Genomic DNA, 20,688 nt, shown 5'->3' with positions numbered 1-20,688 from the left:
TTATAAGTTAATCTAGCGGCTGGCTCAGCGAATCAATGCGGATTGCGGGGGCGATAAAATCAACAGCCTGTTAAGGCGGTTTTGATTAATAAACTGCACCGGCTTCGGTCAATGTACTCACCTGCGCTACCTCTACGTTACAAGCATCAATATTCATAATGATAGCGAAGTTGCGCGATAAAAATATGATCGTCTAAAACCTTGTAAACAAGCCTATGCTCATCGTTAATTCGCCGAGACCAATAACCAGACAAACCATGCCTCAAAGGCTCGGGTTTGCCAATTCCTTCAAACGGCGCGCGTTGAATATCTTTAATCAAAGCATTAATTCGTTTAAGCATGGCTTTATCGGTTTTCTGCCAATATAGGTAGTTTTCCCAGGCTTGGCTGGAAAAAGTAAGTTTCATTCAATTAACTCACGTTCAGTACCGCCTCCGGATTCAAGTTCAGCTATAGATTCCAATAAATGTCTGGCGTTTGCCGGGGAGCGCAACAAATATGCGGTTTCCTCCATGGCCTGGAAATCCTCTAGTGAAATCATTACTACCGGAGATTCCCGCTTTCGGGTAATAATCACAGGCTCGTGATCATTACAGACTTTTTCCATGGTTTTTGCCAGGTTAGCGCGTGCGGCGGTGTAGCTTATGGCGTCCATAATAATCTCTCAAAACAAGGCTGTACAAAAAACTGTACCATTAATATAAAGGCACATAACCGGCACGTCAATCCGACTTCGCACCGCTAAACGGGTTACATCGGGTGTTAGACGAGCTATTTATGAAATAAACCGGCTATTCAGAAATCAACCTTGAAGTTTGGAAAGCGGCTGTCACTGTGCCTTCTAACTCTGGTAAGGCGTAAGCTGAGAGGTGTTTCGCCGAGTGACAGTTTGCTGGCGACCTTTGAAACGATGGTCGTTGACGATAAGAAAAAGGCGCCGTTCGGCGCCTTTTTCGCTGCCTGGTCAGGCGTGGCTTTATTTGACCGCCGAACGGTAATACTCGACCGCGGCGCCGACGCCGCTGCCGGCTTTGATGTCGAAGCCGTTGTCCAGCAGCGCCATTTCCACGCCGGCGATCGCACCCAGCATGGAGACTTCGTTCATGTCGCCGATGTGGCCGATGCGGAACACTTTGCCGGCTACTTCGGTTAGGCCGGCGCCCAGCGAGATATTGTATTTGTTGTAGGCGGTAGCGATGACGTGACGTGCGTCTTTGCCGGCAGGCACGACCACAGCCGTTACGGTATCGGATTCGAAACCGGGTTGAGCGCAGATTTTCAACCCCCAAGCTGCTACCGCGCGGCGTGCGCCTTCGCCCAAGCGGTGATGACGAGCATAGATGTTTTCCAGGCCTTCCTCCAACAACAAATCCAAGGCTTTGCGCAGGCCGTGCAGCATAGGGGTAGACGGGGTGTACGGGGTGTAGCCGTCTTTGTTGGACGCGGCCATGTCTCTCAGGGAGAAGAAGGAGCGCGGGAAGGTGCTGGTTTCGGTGGCGGCCAAGGCTTTTTGGCTGAAACACAGAATCGCCAGGCCGGCGGGCAGCATGAAGCCTTTTTGCGAGCCGCTGATGGCGCCGTCCACGCCCCATTCGTCCATGCGAAAATCGATACTAGCAATCGAGCTGACGCCGTCGACGAACAGCAGGGCAGGGTGGCCTGCGGCGTCCATGGCTTTGCGCACGCCTGGAATGTCGCTGGTGACACCGGTCGAGGTTTCGTTATGGGTGGCCAGCACCGCTTTGATGGTGTGGGCGGCGTCTTCCTTCAGGCGGGCTTCCAGGTGGTCCAACGGAATGCCTTTGCCCCATTCGATTTCGTGTACTTCGACGTCGAAGCCTAAATTCTTGGCGGCGGCAGCCCACAGGTGGCCGAATTGGCCGAAACGATAGATCAACACCTTGTCGCCGGGATTCAGGCAGTTGGTCAGCGCGACTTCCCAGCCCGCGGTGCCGGTCGCTGGAAAGGTGAAGCATTGGCCGGCTTCGGTACGGAAAATTTTCTTCAAGTCTTCCAGAATCGGTTTCAGTAAGTTGGGGAAGATCGGCGAACGATGATCTTCCATGGCGACATGCATGGCGCTCAGCACTTCGTGTGGGGTATTGGTTGGACCTGGAACAAATAAGTGATTGCGACCCGCCATCAGGTTTCTCCTTTGAATTTGATTAATCGTCTAAAAATCGCGGGATGTTGTCATAATTACCGGTTTTCGGCAAGTTGTTTCCGTTCGGTTAATAGCCTGGTTAATGGAGCGCAATTTGACATTAGGTGCCCTGAAAGTAAAATGTCGTGTTCTTTATTACTTATCAGAATCGGATTTGTAGCGATCCGATTACCCATTGAAGGAAAATATTGCATGAGCCACACTTTATATGTAGCCAATACCCCTCGCGTACAACGCTGCGAATTGGCGGTACCGGGTTCCAGCCCGGAAATGTTCGAAAAAGCTTTGAAAAGCGGTGTGGACTATGTGTTTTTGGATTTGGAAGACGCCGTAGCGCCGGACGACAAGCTGCAGGCGCGTAAAAACGTCATTCAAGCGATCAATGATTTGGACTGGGAAGGCCACGGCATTACCTTGTCGGTGCGCATCAATGGTCTGGATACCCAATATATGGTGCGCGACGTGGTCGACTTGGTCGAGCAGGCCGGCGGCAAGATCAAGACTTTGTTGGTTCCGAAAGTCGGGGTTTACGGCGACGTTTACATGGTGGAAGCCATGTTGAACCAGTTGGAAATGCAGCAAGGCCTCACGAACAAAATCGGTATAGAGGCATTGATCGAAACCGCATTGGGCATGGCCAACGTCGAAGACATCGCCAAACAAGGCGCTATCGGCGGCCGATTGGAGGCTCTGCATTTCGGCGTGGCCGATTATGCCGCCAGCAACCGGGCCCGCACCGTCAACATCGGCGGCTTGAATCCGGATTATCCGGGTGACCAATGGCATTTCGCGATCAGCCGCATGACGGTGGCCTGCCGCGCCTACGGCTTGCGCCCGATCGACGGTCCGTTCGGCGATATCAAAGACCCGGAAGGATTCAAAGCCGCCGCCCGCCGTGCAGCCGCCTTGGGTTGCGAAGGCAAATGGGCGATCCATCCCTCGCAAATCGCGTTAGCCAACGAGGTATTCACGCCGCCGCCTGCCGAAGTCGAAAAAGCCAAACGCATTCTGGCGGCCCTGCAGGAAGCCGCCGCCCAGGGTAAAGGGGCTGCGGCCCTAGACGGCCGTTTGATCGATGCCGCGTCGGAGCGCATGGCTAACAATGTAGTGCGCATGGCGGAAGCGATAGCGGCGAAAAGTAAATAAACCAAACGTAGCCCGGGTCGGCGTAGCGTCCCCGGGCTTGAAAGCCTTCGTGGCGGGTTAGGGCTGACGCCTTTTATGCCGGTCCGGTAAACCCAACCTACATTGTTAATACGACGAGAGAAATTCATGGACATTCATGAGTACCAAGCAAAACAACTGCTGTCGGAATACGGCGTAAAAATCGCCGCCGGCGGCTTGGCCTACAGTCCGGAAGACGCGGTACAGCGCGCCAGGGAGATAGGCGGTCACGTTTGGGTGGTCAAGGCCCAAATTCATTCCGGAGCGCGCGGTAAGGCAGGCGGCATCAAAATCTGCAAGACCCACGACGAAGTCAGCGAAGCCGCTGAGTCTTTATTGGGTAAACGTTTGGTGACACACCAAACCGGCCCGGCCGGCAAACAATGTCTGCGCCTTTACGTGGAAGCCGGTACCGAGATTGTTAAAGAACTGTATTTCAGCCTGCTGATCGACCGCGCGCATGAACGTATCGTCATGGTCGGTTCGTCGCAGGGCGGCATGGAGATCGAAGAGCTGGCGGAAAACAATCCGGAAGCGATCAAAAAAATCTACATCGAGCCGGCGGTCGGCTTGCAGGACTTCCAAGCGCGCAAGATGGCTTTTGCGTTAGGCTTGAAAGCCGACTTGGTGCCGCAAGCAGTCAAATTGATTCAAGGTTGCTACCGGGCCATGCGCGACTTGGACGCCAACATGGTCGAAATCAATCCCTTGGTCATCAATAGTCACGACGAACTGGTCGCGCTGGACGCCAAAATGGGCTTCGACGACAACGCCTTGTTCCGCCGGCAAAACATCTCCGAACTGCGCGATAAAACCCAGGAAGATCCGCGCGAAATGGCGGCGGCCGACCGAGGGCTCAGCTACGTCGGCCTGGACGGCGACATCGGCTGCATGATCAACGGTGCAGGTCTGGCGATGGCGACCATGGATATGATCAAACTTGCGGGCGGCGAACCGGCTAACTTTTTGGACGTCGGCGGCGGCGCCTCGCCCGAGCGCACCGAAAAAGCCTTCCGCATGGTGTTGCAGGACAAAAACGTCAAAGCCATGCTGGTCAACATCTTCGCCGGCATCAACCGTTGCGACTGGATCGCCGAGGGCGTGGTGCAGGCGGTTAAAAAAATCGACATGCAAGTGCCGTTGATCGTGCGCTTGTCCGGTACCAATGTCGAGGAAGGCCGCAAGATCATCGCCGACAGCGGCCTACCCATCATCATGGCCGAGACCTTGGCGGAAGCCGCCGAGAAAGCGGTCGAAGCGCGTAATCAAGTTGTGGGTCGCTTACAGCATCCTGCTTCCGGCGACACTGGGACATCCGTGTCCGGCGCAACACAAGGTTAAGGAAACGACATGGCAATTTTCATCGATAAAGACACCCGCATCATCGTCCAAGGTTTCACAGGCAAAATCGGCACTTTCCACGCCCAGGAAATGATAGCCTACGGTTCCAACGTGGTCGGCGGCATCACACCCGGCAAAGGCGGTCAAACCCATTTGGGCAGACCGGTATTCAACACCGTCAAAGAAGCCGTTCAACAGGTTGGCGCCGAAGCCAGCATCGTGTTCGTCCCGCCGGCTTATGCGGCCGATTCGATCATGGAGGCGGCGGACGCCGGCATCAAATACTGTGTATCGATCACCGACGGCATCCCGACTCAAGACATGATGAAGGTCAAGAATTTCTTGCGCCGCTTTCCGAAAGAACAGCGCATGGTGCTGACCGGGCCTAACTGTGCCGGCACCATCAGCCCCGGAAAATCCATGCTGGGCATCATGCCGGGTCATATCTACATACCCGGTAACGTCGGCATCGTCGGCCGTTCGGGTACATTGGGTTACGAAGCGGCGGATCAAATGAAACGTTTGGGTATCGGCATCTCGACCTCGGTCGGTATCGGCGGCGATCCGATCAACGGCAGTTCGCACCGCGACATTTTCGAGCGATTCGAACAAGACCCGGAAACCAAAGTGGTTCTGATGATAGGCGAGATCGGCGGTCCGCAAGAAGTCGAAGCCGGCATGTTCGCCAAAGAGCATATGACTAAACCGGTCGTGGCCTACATCGCAGGTTTGACCGCGCCGAAAGGCCGCCGTATGGGCCATGCCGGTGCGATCATTTCCTCGTCCGGCGAATCGGCGGCGGAAAAAGTCGAAATGCTGAAAGAATTGGGCGTGACGATTGCACCGACGCCCTCGGCAATGGGGGAGACCGTCGCCCAGGTTTTGGCCAAGCTGTAATCGGCAACATTGCCAATGCGTAAGCCCGCCACAGGCGGGCTTTTTTATTTTCGTTAACGTGCAAGTCGTAATTTGATCATCGTATGACTTATCCGCAACGCGCTAAATTGCTTCAAGCCTATCTCGCCTTACCGGCCGATTTACAAGTTATCGTCAATTTGCTGGCGGTATATCACGGCTATTGTTCGCTGACGAATATCGCCAAGATGTTGGCCAACCTCGGTATCAAGGAAGGCAGCCGGATATTGAAATCGGAAACCGTCAAGGCCAGACTGCGGCCGCTGATTGCGGAAGGCCTGCTGGAAGAGAATGTGCGTCCCGGGGGCACCCGCTGTTCGCGCGCGCTGGTTGAAGTCATTACCCGGCAGTTGATAGCCGACAAAGAATTCGAAATGTACGCCGCGGAAGTACTGGCGCTGAATCCGGCGGGCAAAGGTTATTATCGCTATAACACTGCCGAAGATTGCGTGCGCGAAGCGCGTATTTATTTTCACCGTGGCAATTATCAGGAAATGCAGGCCTGTCTGGAATTGGGCGGGCGCTATCCGGGCGGCTTGCCCAGTCACGTTGATTTGTATTTGTCATGGTTTTTGAATCCGTTGGACGTCGCCTGGTTTCAAAGGCGCCACGGTTTGATCTTAAAAGAGTTGGCTGAATATGCTGCATTGCATCAAACGATTTATTTATATCGGCAGCCCGATTTGGATGTCTTCTTTGAGCAGCAGTTGGCCGATGGGGAAGAGCGGGACGATCCGATTTTTTCTCGCCTGTACCTCGAATTGAAATTATTGCGCGGCGAATGGGAAGAGGCATCCGCTTTATTGAAAGGCGTCGAAGATCCCGAGCTATTGGCGATTGAGGCAACCTTGACATGTCTTGCCGGCGATTTTTACGAAGCTGTCAGTCGTTTCGAAAAAGCCTTAGCTTTACTCAGGAAACTGAGCGGTCGGCGTGCGGCTTACTTTTACGGATTGGCAGGCGTGTTTTATCCGCTGGCGATCTTGAAAACGAACGACGCCAAAGCGCGCGCCAAGTTGGTCGCTTTGTTAAATCAGGCTATCAAAACGGATAGTTATTGGAGCGGGATTTACCAATACATTCAGTTTTTTCTGCGGTATCAGCAAGGCGACCTGGCCGCTCGCGATATCTTGCTCAACATTCCTATGAACTATCGGGTTTACAGCGGATTTCGCGATAGCGGCGTACCCGACACCGTGCATCATACGTCGATATTGCAGCCGGTGTTGTTGCTATTGATGCAGGGTTGGTGCAAAGCCGATTTCGCCAGCCGTGTCGAGGCGGTCGATCAACAGCTCTATACCCATTTGACGAACAACGGCTATCGTTGGCCTGCGGCGGAACTGGCAAAAGTTTTTAGCCGCTTGCAGAGTGCGAAATCGGCGCAATGGGATCAGAGCTTCTTCAACCAAGGTCGTATCGCATTGGCCGATTTGTTTGTCGTCCGAGCGGATTGGGAAGTGGCTTTGGACGCCTTGCTGAATTTACCCGTCGCCGATAAGACCACGGCCGGTGCTTCACGCGACGAGAAGCCGACGCGCTTGGCGTGGCTGTTGAGCTTTGACGAGTACGGCCGTATCAAAATAGAACCACGCGAACAAAAGCAACAAATCAAAGGCGGATGGAGCAAGGGAAGGGCGGTAGCCTTGAAGCGGCTGGCGCAAGAGCGGGACGGTTTTGATTACCTCAGCGAGCACGATCTCAAGCTTTGCGCGCATATCAAGGAATACCGCGATTCCGGTTGGTACGGCGGCGGCACGTATTTCGAATTCGATAGCGGTTTGCCGCAAGCGCTGATTGGTCAGCCCTTGTTGTTTTGGGCCGATGCGCCCGAAGTACGGGTGGAGGTGGTTAGAGGCGAAGCGGAATTGCGGGTCAAAAGACAGAGCGACGATAAGATCAAGATTAGCCTGGAACCCGCTCCGGGCCGAGAAGAGAAATTTCAGGTCATCAAGGAAACGCCGACCCGCCTGCGGGTAGTGGAATATACCGCCGACCATCATACGGTCTATGGGGTGTTGGGGCCGAGCGGGCTGGAGGTGCCGGTTTCCGCGCAAGAGAAAGTCCTGCAGACCCTGACCAGTATTTCGGGCCTGCTGACCGTGCATTCGGATATAGGCGGCAGTTCCAGCACGGCGGAACAGGTCGAGGCCGACGCCACGCCTCGTCTTCATCTGTTGCCTCACGGCGAAGGTTTGCGCGTGGCTCTGTTGGTGCGCCCGTTCGCGGACGGCGGCGCCTATTTCCAGGCCGGGCACGGCGGGGAAAGTGTATTGGCTGAAATCAACGGCAAGCGGTTACAGGCGCAACGTGACTTTAAACGCGAGAAGCAGCTTGCCGCAGCGGTAATCGACGCGTGCGGGGCGTTACAAGACGCCGAGCGCGATGCGGCCGGCGATTGGTTGCTGGAGCATCCGGAGGCCTGTTTGGAACTCTTGCTACAAGTTCAGTCCCTACCGGCGGAACAAGTCCTATTGGAGTGGCCGGAAGGCGTGCGTTTCAAGGTTTTGGGTCAAACCGGCGGTAAAGGCTTCGGCGTGCAAATCAAACGCGACAACGACTGGTTTGCGTTGCAAGGCGAGCTGAAAATCAATGACGAGACCGTCTTGGACATGCAGCAGCTATTGGGCTTGTTAGACCAGCGGCAAGGACGTTTTTTGCAACTGAAAGACGGCCAATTCATCGCCTTGACCGACGAATTCCGCCGCCGCTTGGACGATTTAAAAGCTTATGCCGACATCAGCGGCAAGAGAGTGCGCTTGAGCCCTTTGGCCGCTTTGACCCTGGAAGACTGGCAGGATGAAGAAGGCTTTAAAGCCGACAAACATTGGCAACAACATATTCAACGTTTGCAAGCGGCCCGCGACTATCAACCCAAGGTGCCGTCGACGTTTCAGGCCGAATTGCGCGATTATCAGATGGACGGTTATTGCTGGTTGTCGCGCTTGGCTCAATGGGGCGTCGGTGCCTGTTTGGCCGATGATATGGGGCTGGGGAAGACCGTGCAAGGGCTGGCGCTGCTGGTGGAGCGGGCGCCGCTCGGCCCTAGCTTGATCGTGGCGCCGACCTCGGTTTGCATGAACTGGGAGAATGAAGCGCGGCGTTTCGCGCCGACTTTAAATCCGATCATACTCGGCGGCGGCGACCGCCGGCAATTGTTGGATAATTTGCTGCCGTTCGATCTTTTGGTTTGTAGTTACGGTTTGTTGCAGCAGGAGCAATTGGCCGAGATGCTGGCGCAGGTCGAATTCGGCACGGTAGTGCTCGACGAAGCGCAATGGATCAAGAACATCGCTACCCGTCGTTCGCAAGGCGCCATGAATTTGCAGGCCGGCTTCAAAATGATCATGACCGGTACACCGCTGGAAAATCATTTGGGCGAACTTTGGAATCTATTTCGTTTCATTAATCCCGGTTTGCTCGGTTCGCTGGAACAATACAATAAACGTTTCGCCGGCCCGATCGAGCGGGAAAAGAATATGCAGGCCAAGCATCAGCTGAAGAAACTGATACAGCCCTTCATTCTGCGCCGTACAAAAAACCAAGTGCTGCAGGAACTGCCGCCGCGCACGGAAATTCCGATTTACGTGGAACTCAGCCCGGAAGAAACCGCGTTTTACGAGGCTCTGCGTCGTGACAGCCTGGCCATGTTGGTCAGTAGCGAGGAAGCGGCCGGTGCCAAGCACCTGCAAATTTTGGCGGCAATTACCAAATTACGGCGTAGCTGCTGTAATACGCGTTTGGTCAATGCCGATCTGGCGTTGCCTAGCAGCAAGTTAGCCGCGTTCGGCGAAATCGTCGATGAGTTGCTGGATAACAAACACAAGGCTTTGGTGTTTAGTCAATTCGTCGATCATTTGCAATTGATCAAAGAATTTGTCGAGCAGCGCGGTATTGCCTATCAATATCTGGACGGTTCCACGCCGAACAAACAGCGTCAACAAAGGGTCGATGCATTCCAGCGCGGAGAAGGCGAGCTGTTTCTGATCAGCCTCAGGGCCGGCGGGGTAGGATTGAATCTGACCGCGGCCGACTATGTGATCCACATGGACCCGTGGTGGAATCCGGCGGTGGAAGATCAAGCGTCCGACCGCGCTCATCGCATCGGCCAGCAACGGCCCGTGACCATTTATCGGATGATCGCTAAAAATACCGTCGAAGAGAAAATCGTCGCCTTGCATGACCATAAGCGCGATTTGGCCGATAGCTTGTTGGATGGTGCCGACATCAGCGGCAAGATGTCGGCGGACGATTTGCTGAATTTAATGAAAACCGAGCAATAGGATTTGCTTTTTCGTTAGATATTTCGGCTGGATTTGGCGCCGGCGATCTCTATATTTCTTAGCATTCGCTGTATTTCTTTAGCGCCAAATTAAATGTCGAGGCTAAGCCTTTGACTTGAAAAATATTAAGGAAAGTCAAGCGGTTTTTTGCCGCAACCCCCTCTAGACAACACAATATATTGTGTTAATATTTTTAAAAATCACTAGATACGGTGTTTTCGTCGTTGTAGCGATTTTGTCGCGTATAAACCGTTGATCCATGCCGTAGGCTGATTTATTCAGCTAAAGGCCTAGTATTTCGCCATACTATTAACAAGGGACTTAAGAATGACCGCAAAACTTCAAGTTGTAACGCCACATAATGCTGAAATTCCGCTGCAAAGCGCCTCTCTGGACATCTGGGACAGTAAATATCGGCTGAAGACCAAAGACGGTACGGCCATAGACGCGACCATGGACGATACCTATAAACGCGTAGCCAAAGCGCTGTCCGAAGTGGAGGGCACCAAAGCCCTGCGCGAGCAATATTACAAGGAATTCTTGTGGGCCTTGCGCAAGGGCGCGATTCCGGCCGGCCGCATCGTATCCAATGCCGGGGCGCTGGAGCACAAGCCGGCGACTTCGACGATTAACTGCACCGTATCCGGCATCATCGAAGATTCGATGGACGACATATTGGCCAAAGTCCACGAGGCCGGTCTGACCCTGAAAGCCGGCTGCGGCATCGGCTACGAGTTTTCGACCTTGCGTCCGCGTGACGCTTATGTGTCCGGCGCCGGCGCCTATACCTCGGGCCCGCTGTCGTTCATGGATATCTACGACAAAATGTGCTTCACCGTGTCTTCGGCCGGCGGCCGCCGCGGCGCGCAAATGGCGACCTTCGATGTCGCGCATCCCGATGTGATCGATTTCATTCGGGCCAAACGCGAAGACGGCCGATTGCGTCAATTCAACCTGTCGCTGTTGATTACCAGCGAGTTCGTGGAGGCTGTCAAAAACGACGGCCAATGGCCTTTGTCTTTCCCGGTGACCGAAAGAGAAGTCAAGACCGACAAACTGGACTTGAACGACGGTAGCAAGATCGTCTGGCGCGATTTGCCGAATAAAAAAGGCTATGTCGTCAACGAAGACGGCTTGGTGGCGTGCCGCATCGCCAAAGTCATGCCGGCCCGCCGCCTGTGGGACATCATCATGTCTTCAACCTACGACTATGCGGAACCGGGTTTCATCCTGATCGACAAAGTCAACGAGATGAATAACAACTGGTTCTGCGAAAACATCAGAGCCACTAATCCCTGCGGTGAACAACCGTTACCGCCCTATGGCAGTTGCTTGCTCGGTTCGATCAATCTGACCCGTTTCGTCGAAAACCCCTTCGGTAAAGATGCCGGTTTCGATTGGGCGGCCTATCGCAAAGCCATCCGCATCTTCACTAGGATGCTGGACAACGTCGTCGAAATCAACGGTTTGCCGCTGGAGAAACAACGCGACGAAATTTTCGGCAAGCGCCGGCACGGCATGGGTTATCTGGGCCTGGGTTCGACTATCACGATGATGGGCATGAAATACGGCGACGAAGCATCGCTGGCCTTTACCGAGCAGGTCACCAAGGAATTGGCGGTCGAAGGCTGGAAAGCGGGTCTGGAATTGGCCAAGGAAAAAGGGCCTGCGCCTATCATGGAGCAGATGTTCACCGTGACCGGCGAGATGCTGCACAAGCGTCCGGAAATGAAAGCCGACGGCTTCAAGCTGGGCGACCAGGTGCCGGGCAAAATCCTGCACGCCAAATACAGCCGCTATATGCAGCGGCTGGCCAAGGAAGAACCGGAATTGGTCGCGGAATTGGCCGAGACCGGCTGCCGCTTCACCCATCACAGCTCGATCGCGCCGACCGGCACGATTTCCCTGTCCTTGGCCAACAACGCCAGCAACGGCATAGAGCCGAGCTTCGCCCACCACTATTCGCGCAACGTGATCCGCGAAGGCAAAAAGTCCAAGGAAAAGATCGACGTATTTTCGTTCGAATTGCTGGCCTACCGCCAATTGATAAACGCCAATGCGATGCCGTATAGCGACGATCCCGGTCAGCAATTGCCGGATTATTTCATCTCGGCAGACGACATTACGCCCAAGCAGCACGTCGACATTCAGGCCGCCGCGCAAAAATGGATAGACTCTTCGATCTCGAAAACCGCCAACGTGCCGACCGACTATCCGTACGAGGACTTCAAGTCCATCTACGAATACGCCTACGACAAGGGTCTCAAAGGCTGCACCACCTTCCGCTTCAACCCCGAAGTGTTCCAGGGGGTGTTGGTCAAGGAAAAAGACCTGGAAAACACCACTTACCAGTTCACGCTGGAGGACGGCCACGTCATCGAACTGAAAGGCAACGAAGAAGTGGAATACGACGGCGAAGTGCATACTGCCGCCAATTTGTTCGATGCGTTGAAGGAAGGCTATTACGGTAAGTTTTAATGCTAAAAAACGTAACCTGGGTTAGCGTAGCGTAACCCGGGATCGAAAGCCGTCCGTTGGGTTACGTTTAGTGTTTATGCCCTGCGAAACCCAACCTACACCGAATACGAGACACAGACATGACCCTACACAAAATCAGCAAAAAAATCGTCGGCTATAAAGTGCTGACCAAAGACAACACCGAAACTACGGCACCGGCCGAAGCGGAAAAGCCCTCGCTGGAGGAAATGCACGAAAACGTCGAGCGGCCCGAAGTCTTGCTGGGTTCGACGTATAAGATCAAGACCCCGCAATCGGAGCATGCCTTGTATATCACGATCAACGACATGATCCTGAATCAGGGCACCGCCCACGAGGAACGCCGGCCCTACGAAATCTTCATCAACTCCAAGAACATGGAGCATTTCCAGTGGGTATTGGCGCTGACCCGGGTCATTTCGGCCGTGTTCCGCAAAGGCGGCGACGCCTGCTTCCTGGTCGAGGAGTTAAAAGCGGTGTTCGACCCGCGCGGCGGTTATTTCAAGAAAGGCGGGGTATTCATGCCTTCGTTGGTGGCCGAAATCGGCCACGCGATCGAATCGCACCTGAAACACATCGGCATGATCAAATCCGAGCAGCTCAGCGACCATCACAAACAATTCCTGGAAGAAAAACGCCGCGAATTCGAAGCCCAGCACGGCGCATCGGAAGGCAACGCATTCCCCGAACAAGCGATACTTTGCCCCAAATGCAGCACCAAGGCCATGGTGTTGATGGACGGCTGCATGACTTGTTTGAATTGCGGGGAAAGTAAGTGCGGGTGATATCGTAGGGCGGAAAAGCGGAGCGCCTTCCGCCGGATGGCATTAAAAGAATTGGTGCATGACGCTATCGCTTATGCGCCCTACGGCCCTGGTTGATGGGTATCAGCGTATTTGCAGCATTATTAGCTTCACTGGATATGGTAATTGGCTATTCCAAACGTGCGAATCTGCATGGCGATTTGCGAGAGCGTTTTGCTAATCTGGAAATCTATATGGTCAGCGGACCAGCCGATAACGAAGCAGATTGGCAAATATACCAGAGACAAAGGCTGTTGATTGAAAAGGACGAACCCGCAATATACCGTGTTGTCGATGGATTGTGTCGAAATGAATTATTGATAGCCGAAGGTTTTTCACGTAATGATGCACCACAGCATTTTTTTAAATGTTGTTTTTGGCATCGTTGGACCGCTCAGTTGTTAAGGTGGGACAATTTGGCGTCGGTTTAGCCCGCGTAGGTCCGATTAGAATCTGTGTAATCGGACGCATGTTTTAATTGAAATATCTTTGTTTCAATGGGTTCGCTATTGTGAAGTCTAATTTAACGCCGGTCCGCGAACCGGCATAACAGTCGCGGCAGCGACACCCAAAACAAGCAGCTTTTAACTTCACACTCACACACCATGCAAATCTGGGTCGACGCCGACGCCTGCCCCAAGGCGGTCAAGGATATTCTGTTTCGTGCGGCGGAGCGTTGTCGAATAACGACGACGTTGGTCGCCAATCAAAATTTATCGGTGCCGCCTTCGCGTTATGTTCGCATGCTGCGCGTCGCCGGCGGTTTCGACGCGGCGGATAACGAGATCATCCAACGCATGGCGGCAGGCGACTTGGTCGTCACCGGCGATATTCCGTTGGCGGCGGAGGCCGTCGCCAAAGGTGGGCATGTCATCGATACTCGCGGCGAAGCCTATAGCCGGGAGAATATCGGCGAGCGCTTGGCGATGCGCGATTTTATGGAAGGCCTGCGCGCCAGCGGCATCGAGACCGGCGGGCCGGCGGCGTTGGGTTCGCGTGATATTCAAAACTTTGCCAATCAACTGGATCGATTTTTGGCCCGCTATGCCGGTAACCACTAGCCCGCGTAGGGTCGTAGCCGGGTAGGGTGGGCACGGTTGATGTGCCCACGCGGAATTTAAAACCGGCAAAATTGATGATCCGCTGCCGCGAAGCCGAATTTAGCGACGGTTAGAGGAACGGCAACCGCGATACTTTCGCGACGAAAACCATTCTTGATTTTCGCCTTCCAGCCCAATTTACCGGCGGTCCGAATGCGTTTCCGGCAATCGGCTAGACAAACCCGCGTTTCGGAAATATGCTAGGCGTGTGTTTTAGAATATTCGGGAGAAATTATGGAGACTATTTGTTATCGGGGCATGCCAAAGTCGGTCGGGGCCTTTTTCGACGCCTTATATCAGCATCCTACGTTGATGCTGCTGTTCATAGCCGGTGTAACGGTTGCGGCCGGCACTTGGTGGTATAAAGCCAACCAGAAACCTGAATAGGCTTTCGGTGATGCCTTGCTAAGGCCGCCGGCTATTCGACGAGGCTAAAAACGCTAAGAAGCCGGCAAACGCGCTGGCATTTCCGGCTGCATGATGTGAACTCTTTGCGCAAATATCGCTATTAAGCGGGCTTCTTTTTGCGGGTTCTGAACGATAGTACTCCTAAGGCGCTTCCCAACAACCATATGGTCGGCGGAAGCGGTACCGCTGCCGGCTGGCTATTGTTTGGAATTAACGAGAAGCTGCCGGAAAAACTACCTGCAGCATCGCCAAAAACTTGTCCGTTGACGGCAAGCGTATAAGTGCCTGCATTAAGGCTTACGTTGTTCAAAAACGCGTTATAGGTATCCGTTGTCCGGTAGATCGGAATCGTGGAACCAAAGGGATAATATGGATCGGATAGGTTTGTGGTGCTTAGGGCTTCGGCGATCAATGCACCCGAAGTCCCGACACCGTTAAACAATTGTAAAGAGGAGATAGCGGTGCCGCTGATCGATGTTGCGGCGTAACCCGGTATTTCGCTGGTTTCAGTTATTACTGTTGAAACTTCGGAACCGGCAAAAAATGCATTGGAACCGATCGTAAAGCTCCAATAATCACTGAATGAAGAATTGCCTGCGAGGGCGTTGTCGCTGGTCAGAATACCGAACGGCAAACTTAGGGTTCCCAAATTGGTTGAAATCGTCGATGCGCCGGCCAATGGCGTGTACATGCTCACGGTTACGGCCGCAATTTTAAGCATGAGTTTCGCTTTATTAATGTATTTCATAAATTAAAAATGTTTGATAGTGAAACGAAATGTACGCACGCCGTCGACATAGTCAACTAGCGTCCCAGCTGGATAAGCACGCACCATGCATAAGTCGACGAGTTTCCTGCCGGCCGTTTTTAACAGAACGGAAATGGCGCGATGTGCTAACCCGAAATCGATCTATTCGCTGCGACTTTTTATCAGCAATTTTAGTGCCTTACTATATTAAACCGCTAAATCAAGACATTGCCGCGACATGACTACCTGGAAAATATTTAACTATGTTAAATACCATAAATTGGGATTTATTTTAGGTAAGTTAACCCATTCAGCGTGTTCCTCTCCTTTGGTTGAGTGTGCCTCAAATGGCATTCGGTTAATCGATGCATCGACACCGAGAAATGGTCATACCGCGAATCAGATAAGGAGGAAATCGCCGCTGTTCCAACCGTGACCGATGGTTCGGGGTTTATCTAGACGGCTCTTGAGCCGGAGTGAATTTAAATATCCGTCCGAACTTGGCAGCATTTAAATCGGCTCTGACTCGGGCAATCAGTGCGTGAATTTCTGTTTGCGGCGGCAATTGAGAAAGTCCGGATTGTTCTAGACAAGACCCCGGCCTGTTGTTGGGTCTACCAATCCTTAAATTTAAAGTGTTTCAATCGTTGTTTAAACTTGTCCTTGTCGTGGTAGTAAAGGATCACCAGAAAAATGACCGGCCATAATAAGAAGAGAAACAGTTTACTCAAAGTGGCGAAACCCATACGGATTATCCTCGAATAAGTGCAAATGCCAATATGGACTCGTCTTCAGCTCATATGTTCCAAGGCGGAATCTATAGGGTCATCGAAAATGATGCCCGCGAAGTCGCGGGCGCTTATTAAGGCAGGAATCGGAAAATTGCCTGCGGTTCGGCGTTAGATAACCCCGGCAATCGTTTTCTTCGGTTTCGCAAGAACGCTTTTTAACCAACGCTAATAAAATTTAGACGGTGTCATTCTTCGAATTTTCATTGATAATCGAGTGCCTGTTAACGCTTTGACGACGATGGTGCATGAACTTGCCGGATTTGGATAAACCGACTGATACAAAGGCCATCCCTTCGCTTTCGGCTGAACAGCGCCGGCTGATTCGGGACGCCGTCGATGCCGGCATCGAACGTTATATTAAAGACCGAAAGGCCAAGGTGCCGGCCTTCGTGGCGGAGCATTTTTTGTTTCGCGGTACGTTGCGCCTGCATCGTAAGGCATTGGGCAAAGACCTATACAAGGCGCCTCTGAACGTCATATGGTTGCTGCCTTTGGCCGCGACCAGAGCCGGCGCTTTTCTGTTGGATAAAATGGGTGCCGTAAACATTGCGCGACGTCTAAAACGCTTGCCGAGCGGATTCCAAACCGACGTGCAAAAGGAAGTCGTTTGGTTGATTTATACCGAGTTGCTGGAGTTACCGTTTCGGCAGGAGGCCAAAACATCGACTAAGGATGCTTTACTCGAAGCCATTTTGCAGGATGCCAAGTTGGCGACGCTGATCGACGGCTATCTGAACGAAATCCTGCGAAACGCCGCCCGTCCGGACTTTCGGCGCAAGCTCGAACTCAATCTGCAAACCTATGCCGGCAGCCGTGCCGCCGCCTCGGAAATTGCCGGCAATATCATTACCTTGTGTTCAAGTTACGCGGCCTTGCAGCAAACCATGCCGGGCGCCTTATCCGCCGGTGCGGCGGCGGCAACGGCTATTGCGCAAAAGATCGCAATAGCCCAGTTCTGGCTGGGGCCGGCCTTGGGTGCTTGGTATTACGGATTGTTTCCGGTCACAGCGTCCGCCGGGCTGGTCGTTGCGGTCACTGGCGCGGTCATGGCGGCTTTGGGCGTGATTAGCGCGTTTACCGGCATTATCGCCGACCCTTTGCAGACCAAATTGGGATTACATCAAAAGCGGCTCTACCGATTCATCGACGTGCTGGCGGCCGAGCTTAAAGGCGAGCCCGAAGCAAAATACGGCATCGATGAAATCTACCTGGGCCGGATTTTCGACATTTTGGATTTGTTGAGGCTGGCTACGCGTAGTTGATCTTTGCAAAATTGCCGAAGCGAACACGCCCGGTTGAAATATTAGGGTCACATTCTTTTTCTAGGATATTGCGCAACACGTTCCGCATCGAATCGGCCTTATCGGCCTGTGAAAAAAAGGGGGGGTGATGCGTAGTCCTGCATTGTTATTGTTCGACTTGGGCGGTGTATTAATCGAGAGTTCGATGTTCGAGCGCCTGAAGCGCTTATTGCCGGATCACGATCAAAATAGCGATCTCAAAATGCGCTGGTTGAAGTCGCAGCCGGTACGGCGGTTCGAACGCGGCGAAATCTCGCCGGAAGACTTTGCCGAACGGTTTATCGCCGAGTGGAAACTGACGCTTACGCCGCAAGCGTTTTTGCAAGAATTCGCGTCCTGGCCCCGGAAATTCTTTCCCGGTGCGCGCGAAACCCTGCGAGAACTGCGCAAATCCTACAAAGTCGGCTGCTTAAGCAATTCCAATCCCTTGCATTGGTCGCAATTCGACGATATTGAGGCGAATTTCGATATCAGCTTGTTTTCGCATCTGATCGGCGCGATAAAGCCGGATCGCGAAATATTTGCCTTGGCGGTAAAGGAATGCGAAGTCACTCCGGAAGAAGTTTACTTTTTCGACGATTGCGCCGCCAACGTTGCCAGCGCTCAAGAGTTCGGTATGATCGCTTATCAGGTCGACGGATTTAATTCGCTGAAACGGCTATTGCAAGTTAAAAGACTGCTATCTTAATTATTTATTAAATATTAGAATATGCTAACGTAATGGTCAGTCCTTATAGGCCTTGGCATGGATAACGACACCTTAATCGACCAAGCGCGTAAACTTTATGCGTTATTGATCAATAAATATACTTTCTCTAACGAAAGTAACTCGAAACGTAATCGTCTCAACGATTTAGTCATGACGGCGTATTGCCGCTATTTGCGCAGGCTGAACCGTTGCGCGATTTGTTACCAGGAACGCCTATACGATTGCAATCGTGAAGCCGGTAAAGATCACACGCCTTGTTTGCCGCGGCAGGCCTGTAACAAATAAAGCACCGGGATGCGTTATTTGTTTGACGGATATGTTGCAAATCCGAGTATTCGACGGAAGCCCATCGATCGTCATTGAATGACGGGGGTTGTTACTTTGGTAGGCTTATAGCGGCCGACCAGCGGTGCGGTGTAATTGGTCGTCCTCGTTTGATCGGATGCGTTAGCATGGCCTTCGGGAAAACCGCATGCGGTGCCCGCGCATTGGGTTTTTAAATTCGGAGTAGCAAACAACATGACGGACGGACCGTAATAACTCATGACGGTGCCGAATTTTCCGTTGATGCCCCAAGCGTAGGAATAGTTGAATTTACCGGCGAAGTCGCTATATTCCCGGTCGTGCACATTGCCAAAGGCATGGCCGATCTCATGGGTAAAAGTATTGGTGTCGCAATAGTAATTCGATTTGGCGTCTCTTGAATAACCATCGCTAACGGTACTGAAGCCTAGACTTGGATTTGCGTTGCCTCCTTTGGCGAAACCGACATAGGTGATTCCGCAACTTTCCGTGCTATTTGCATATAGCGGTCTGAATAGCACGACCAAATCGGCGCCATATCGATTTCGAAGCGACGCAGTGTCGGAAAATGCGCCCTTGCCAGCCGCCAAGTCTCCAAGTGCCTTAGCGTTGGCACCGGATTCCGGATAACTGGTTTGACGAGTATGTACCAGTCTTAAGCTCATGTTGATTCCGGAGTCTTTATAGGCTTGGTTGGATACGTCGACCAAATATTGGATGCGCTGTTTTGCGTAACCGGGTGTTTGATTGACATGTGTGTACAAGACCATTAAATCGACGACCGTATCGGTCTGCGCGCCTGGATCGGAAGCGCTTGCCGCAGATGGCGGCCGCATAGTCGAATATTCGGCCTCCAGCGTTTGCGCTTTTGCCTCGGCGGCTTTGGCTCGCGCTTGCTTTTTGTCGTAGGCCTTCTTGAGCGACAGCATGTTTTTGTTTATTGCTTTAAACGACTTTAGCGCCGCTTTGAACTCGGATTTTTGCGCGCTGTAAATTGCCTTTAGCGTTGAAACGTTGCGTTTGAGCTCGGCGTTTTTGCTCGACTCTTTTAGCGCGGCTTTAGCAAATGAGAATTTGTTTTTTGTATTCTCGACTATAGCTCGAAGACGGTCGACATGAATTTGAGCATCCTGATTGGGTTTAATGGTTTGCAAATACTTCGAATATAGCTGCTTGACTTCTGCCGCTAAAGCGTTAGCCTTGGCGCGCGCTTTTCTTGCGGCGTTTTCCAATTTCGTTATTTTGTCGCCCATCTGAAAGCTATTTTCCGGCGAATCAACCGCTTCATCGGAAGTTTCGGCCTCATCATGGTAAAAGCCGGCGTTTTCCAGGCCGGAATTCCCGATGTCGACTATGACCGTTTCACCGTCGGTCGTTTCAATGTTGTAGGCGCCGTCCGGCGTATAAATATTGCCTATGATGCCGGTTTCGCCTTGCGAAAGGAATATCCTATATCCTTTGCCTTCGTCATTTAAATAGCCTATCCAAGTGGAATTTTCATTGTTATGTTCGACCAGATTATCGTGTTTGACTTGGTATTGTCCGATTGGAAGGTCCAGCGTCACTTCTCCGCCCAAAGGAATGCTATGTAACCGATCGATCGGCAGCTTTACGGGAAATACCGAACCGGCGGCGAAGTCTTTGTATCGGCCGGGGAGTTTGGCGGCAAAATTAGGTTCGACCATGATAAGCGCCGGTTTGCCGATGTTTTGATTTGCCGAGGTATTTCCGTTTTCATGCCGGCTAGTGATTAGCACTTTCTTTACGGTGTTATGTTCCGACTCTGTCGTGTAATTGTATTGGTCCAACAATTGGGATAAAGCCATTTGCCAATTATCGGCAGCCAGTTTTTTCGTGATGACGTCATTTTCCAAATCGGCGTTAATCTTAAAGGTAATGCCGCTTCTATTGGCTATTAGGTTGGCAGCCTCCAGCAGCGTTTTTTGTTTGATTACATGATAAATAGCGTGAGGTTGTTCCTTTATCCACGCTTCGTTCACGTTTGCGCCGGCATCGGTACTGAGTACGATTGCGGTGAGCAAAACCGCACGGTTGATTGTTCCGGAAAATTTCGAGTTCATCACGGCCACCGTCGCATAAGACCCATGCAAATACACCAATCGTGGCGAGATGCAAGGTTAAGATTGTTCATATAATTAACA

The 20,688-nt window shown here is 52.5% G+C and carries 17 protein-coding genes; 12 read left to right on the top strand and 5 right to left on the bottom strand.

The window, feature by feature from the left end; all coding sequences use genetic code 11:
* Window positions 1-146 precede the first annotated feature (146 nt).
* From ACW73I_RS14365 to ACW73I_RS14355, 3 genes are all read right to left on the bottom strand, one after another.
* Window positions 147-407: a Txe/YoeB family addiction module toxin gene (locus ACW73I_RS14365; RefSeq protein WP_458030080.1), complete on the bottom strand. Its 261-nt coding sequence runs from the start codon at window positions 405-407 to the stop codon at window positions 147-149.
* Window positions 404-655 carry a type II toxin-antitoxin system Phd/YefM family antitoxin gene (locus ACW73I_RS14360; RefSeq protein WP_458030079.1) on the bottom strand — a complete coding sequence of 84 codons (252 nt, stop codon included), beginning with the start codon at window positions 653-655 and terminating at the stop codon, window positions 404-406. Before ACW73I_RS14360 ends, ACW73I_RS14365 begins: the two co-directional genes overlap by 4 nt.
* A gap of 321 nt (window positions 656-976) precedes the next feature.
* Window positions 977-2,143 carry an aminotransferase class V-fold PLP-dependent enzyme gene (locus ACW73I_RS14355; protein WP_458030078.1) on the bottom strand — a complete coding sequence of 389 codons (1,167 nt, stop codon included), beginning with the start codon at window positions 2,141-2,143 and terminating at the stop codon, window positions 977-979.
* Between the two features lie 213 nt (window positions 2,144-2,356).
* Here ACW73I_RS14355 and ACW73I_RS14350 point away from each other — a divergent pair, with 213 nt between their 5' ends.
* From ACW73I_RS14350 to ACW73I_RS14310, 9 genes are all read left to right on the top strand, one after another.
* Window positions 2,357-3,310, top strand: coding sequence for an HpcH/HpaI aldolase/citrate lyase family protein (locus ACW73I_RS14350; protein WP_458030077.1), 954 nt, complete (start codon window positions 2,357-2,359; stop codon window positions 3,308-3,310).
* A gap of 126 nt (window positions 3,311-3,436) precedes the next feature.
* A complete protein-coding gene (locus tag ACW73I_RS14345; RefSeq protein ID WP_458030076.1) occupies window positions 3,437-4,669 on the top strand; it encodes a malate--CoA ligase subunit beta in 1,233 nt (410 codons plus the stop codon).
* A 9-nt stretch (window positions 4,670-4,678) separates the two neighbouring features.
* A complete protein-coding gene (gene sucD, locus ACW73I_RS14340; protein WP_458030075.1) occupies window positions 4,679-5,566 on the top strand; it encodes a succinate--CoA ligase subunit alpha in 888 nt (295 codons plus the stop codon).
* An 83-nt stretch (window positions 5,567-5,649) separates the two neighbouring features.
* The gene (locus ACW73I_RS14335; RefSeq protein WP_458030074.1) at window positions 5,650-9,867 is read left to right on the top strand and encodes a DEAD/DEAH box helicase; all 4,218 of its coding nucleotides are present in this window, start codon (window positions 5,650-5,652) and stop codon (window positions 9,865-9,867) included.
* Window positions 9,868-10,194: 327 nt separating this feature from the next.
* Window positions 10,195-12,345 carry an adenosylcobalamin-dependent ribonucleoside-diphosphate reductase gene (locus tag ACW73I_RS14330; RefSeq protein ID WP_458030073.1) on the top strand — a complete coding sequence of 717 codons (2,151 nt, stop codon included), beginning with the start codon at window positions 10,195-10,197 and terminating at the stop codon, window positions 12,343-12,345.
* Window positions 12,346-12,464: 119 nt separating this feature from the next.
* Window positions 12,465-13,148 carry a TSCPD domain-containing protein gene (locus ACW73I_RS14325; protein WP_458030072.1) on the top strand — a complete coding sequence of 228 codons (684 nt, stop codon included), beginning with the start codon at window positions 12,465-12,467 and terminating at the stop codon, window positions 13,146-13,148.
* Window positions 13,149-13,243: 95 nt separating this feature from the next.
* A complete protein-coding gene (locus ACW73I_RS14320; RefSeq protein WP_458030071.1) occupies window positions 13,244-13,597 on the top strand; it encodes a hypothetical protein in 354 nt (117 codons plus the stop codon).
* Window positions 13,598-13,771: 174 nt separating this feature from the next.
* Window positions 13,772-14,227, top strand: a complete 456-nt coding sequence (locus tag ACW73I_RS14315) for a YaiI/YqxD family protein (protein ID WP_458030070.1) — start codon at window positions 13,772-13,774, stop codon at window positions 14,225-14,227.
* Window positions 14,228-14,500: 273 nt separating this feature from the next.
* The gene (locus ACW73I_RS14310; RefSeq protein WP_458030069.1) at window positions 14,501-14,653 is read left to right on the top strand and encodes a hypothetical protein; all 153 of its coding nucleotides are present in this window, start codon (window positions 14,501-14,503) and stop codon (window positions 14,651-14,653) included.
* A 121-nt stretch (window positions 14,654-14,774) separates the two neighbouring features.
* Here the strand turns inward: ACW73I_RS14310 and ACW73I_RS14305 are convergent, their stop codons facing one another.
* Window positions 14,775-15,395: a hypothetical protein gene (locus tag ACW73I_RS14305; protein WP_458030068.1), complete on the bottom strand. Its 621-nt coding sequence runs from the start codon at window positions 15,393-15,395 to the stop codon at window positions 14,775-14,777.
* 1,063 nt (window positions 15,396-16,458) lie between these two features.
* On the opposite strand from ACW73I_RS14305, the gene ACW73I_RS14300 reads away from it, so the two are divergent.
* The 3 genes from ACW73I_RS14300 to ACW73I_RS14290 all read left to right on the top strand — a co-directional run bounded on the left by ACW73I_RS14300 (window position 16,459) and on the right by ACW73I_RS14290 (window position 18,508).
* Window positions 16,459-17,475 carry a DUF6635 family protein gene (locus ACW73I_RS14300; RefSeq protein WP_458030067.1) on the top strand — a complete coding sequence of 339 codons (1,017 nt, stop codon included), beginning with the start codon at window positions 16,459-16,461 and terminating at the stop codon, window positions 17,473-17,475.
* Window positions 17,476-17,602: 127 nt separating this feature from the next.
* Window positions 17,603-18,202, top strand: coding sequence for an HAD family hydrolase (locus ACW73I_RS14295; protein ID WP_458030066.1), 600 nt, complete (start codon window positions 17,603-17,605; stop codon window positions 18,200-18,202).
* A 57-nt stretch (window positions 18,203-18,259) separates the two neighbouring features.
* Window positions 18,260-18,508, top strand: coding sequence for a hypothetical protein (locus ACW73I_RS14290; RefSeq protein ID WP_458030065.1), 249 nt, complete (start codon window positions 18,260-18,262; stop codon window positions 18,506-18,508).
* Between the two features lie 71 nt (window positions 18,509-18,579).
* Here ACW73I_RS14290 and ACW73I_RS14285 read toward each other — a convergent pair whose 3' ends face one another.
* Window positions 18,580-20,607, bottom strand: coding sequence for a reprolysin-like metallopeptidase (locus ACW73I_RS14285; RefSeq protein WP_458030064.1), 2,028 nt, complete (start codon window positions 20,605-20,607; stop codon window positions 18,580-18,582).
* Window positions 20,608-20,688: the final 81 nt, after the last annotated feature.

The sequence above is a fragment of the Methylomonas sp. MgM2 genome (assembly GCF_054172045.1).
The sequence above is the reverse complement of the archived record's forward strand: the minus strand, read 5'-3'. Positions and strand labels throughout refer to the sequence as shown.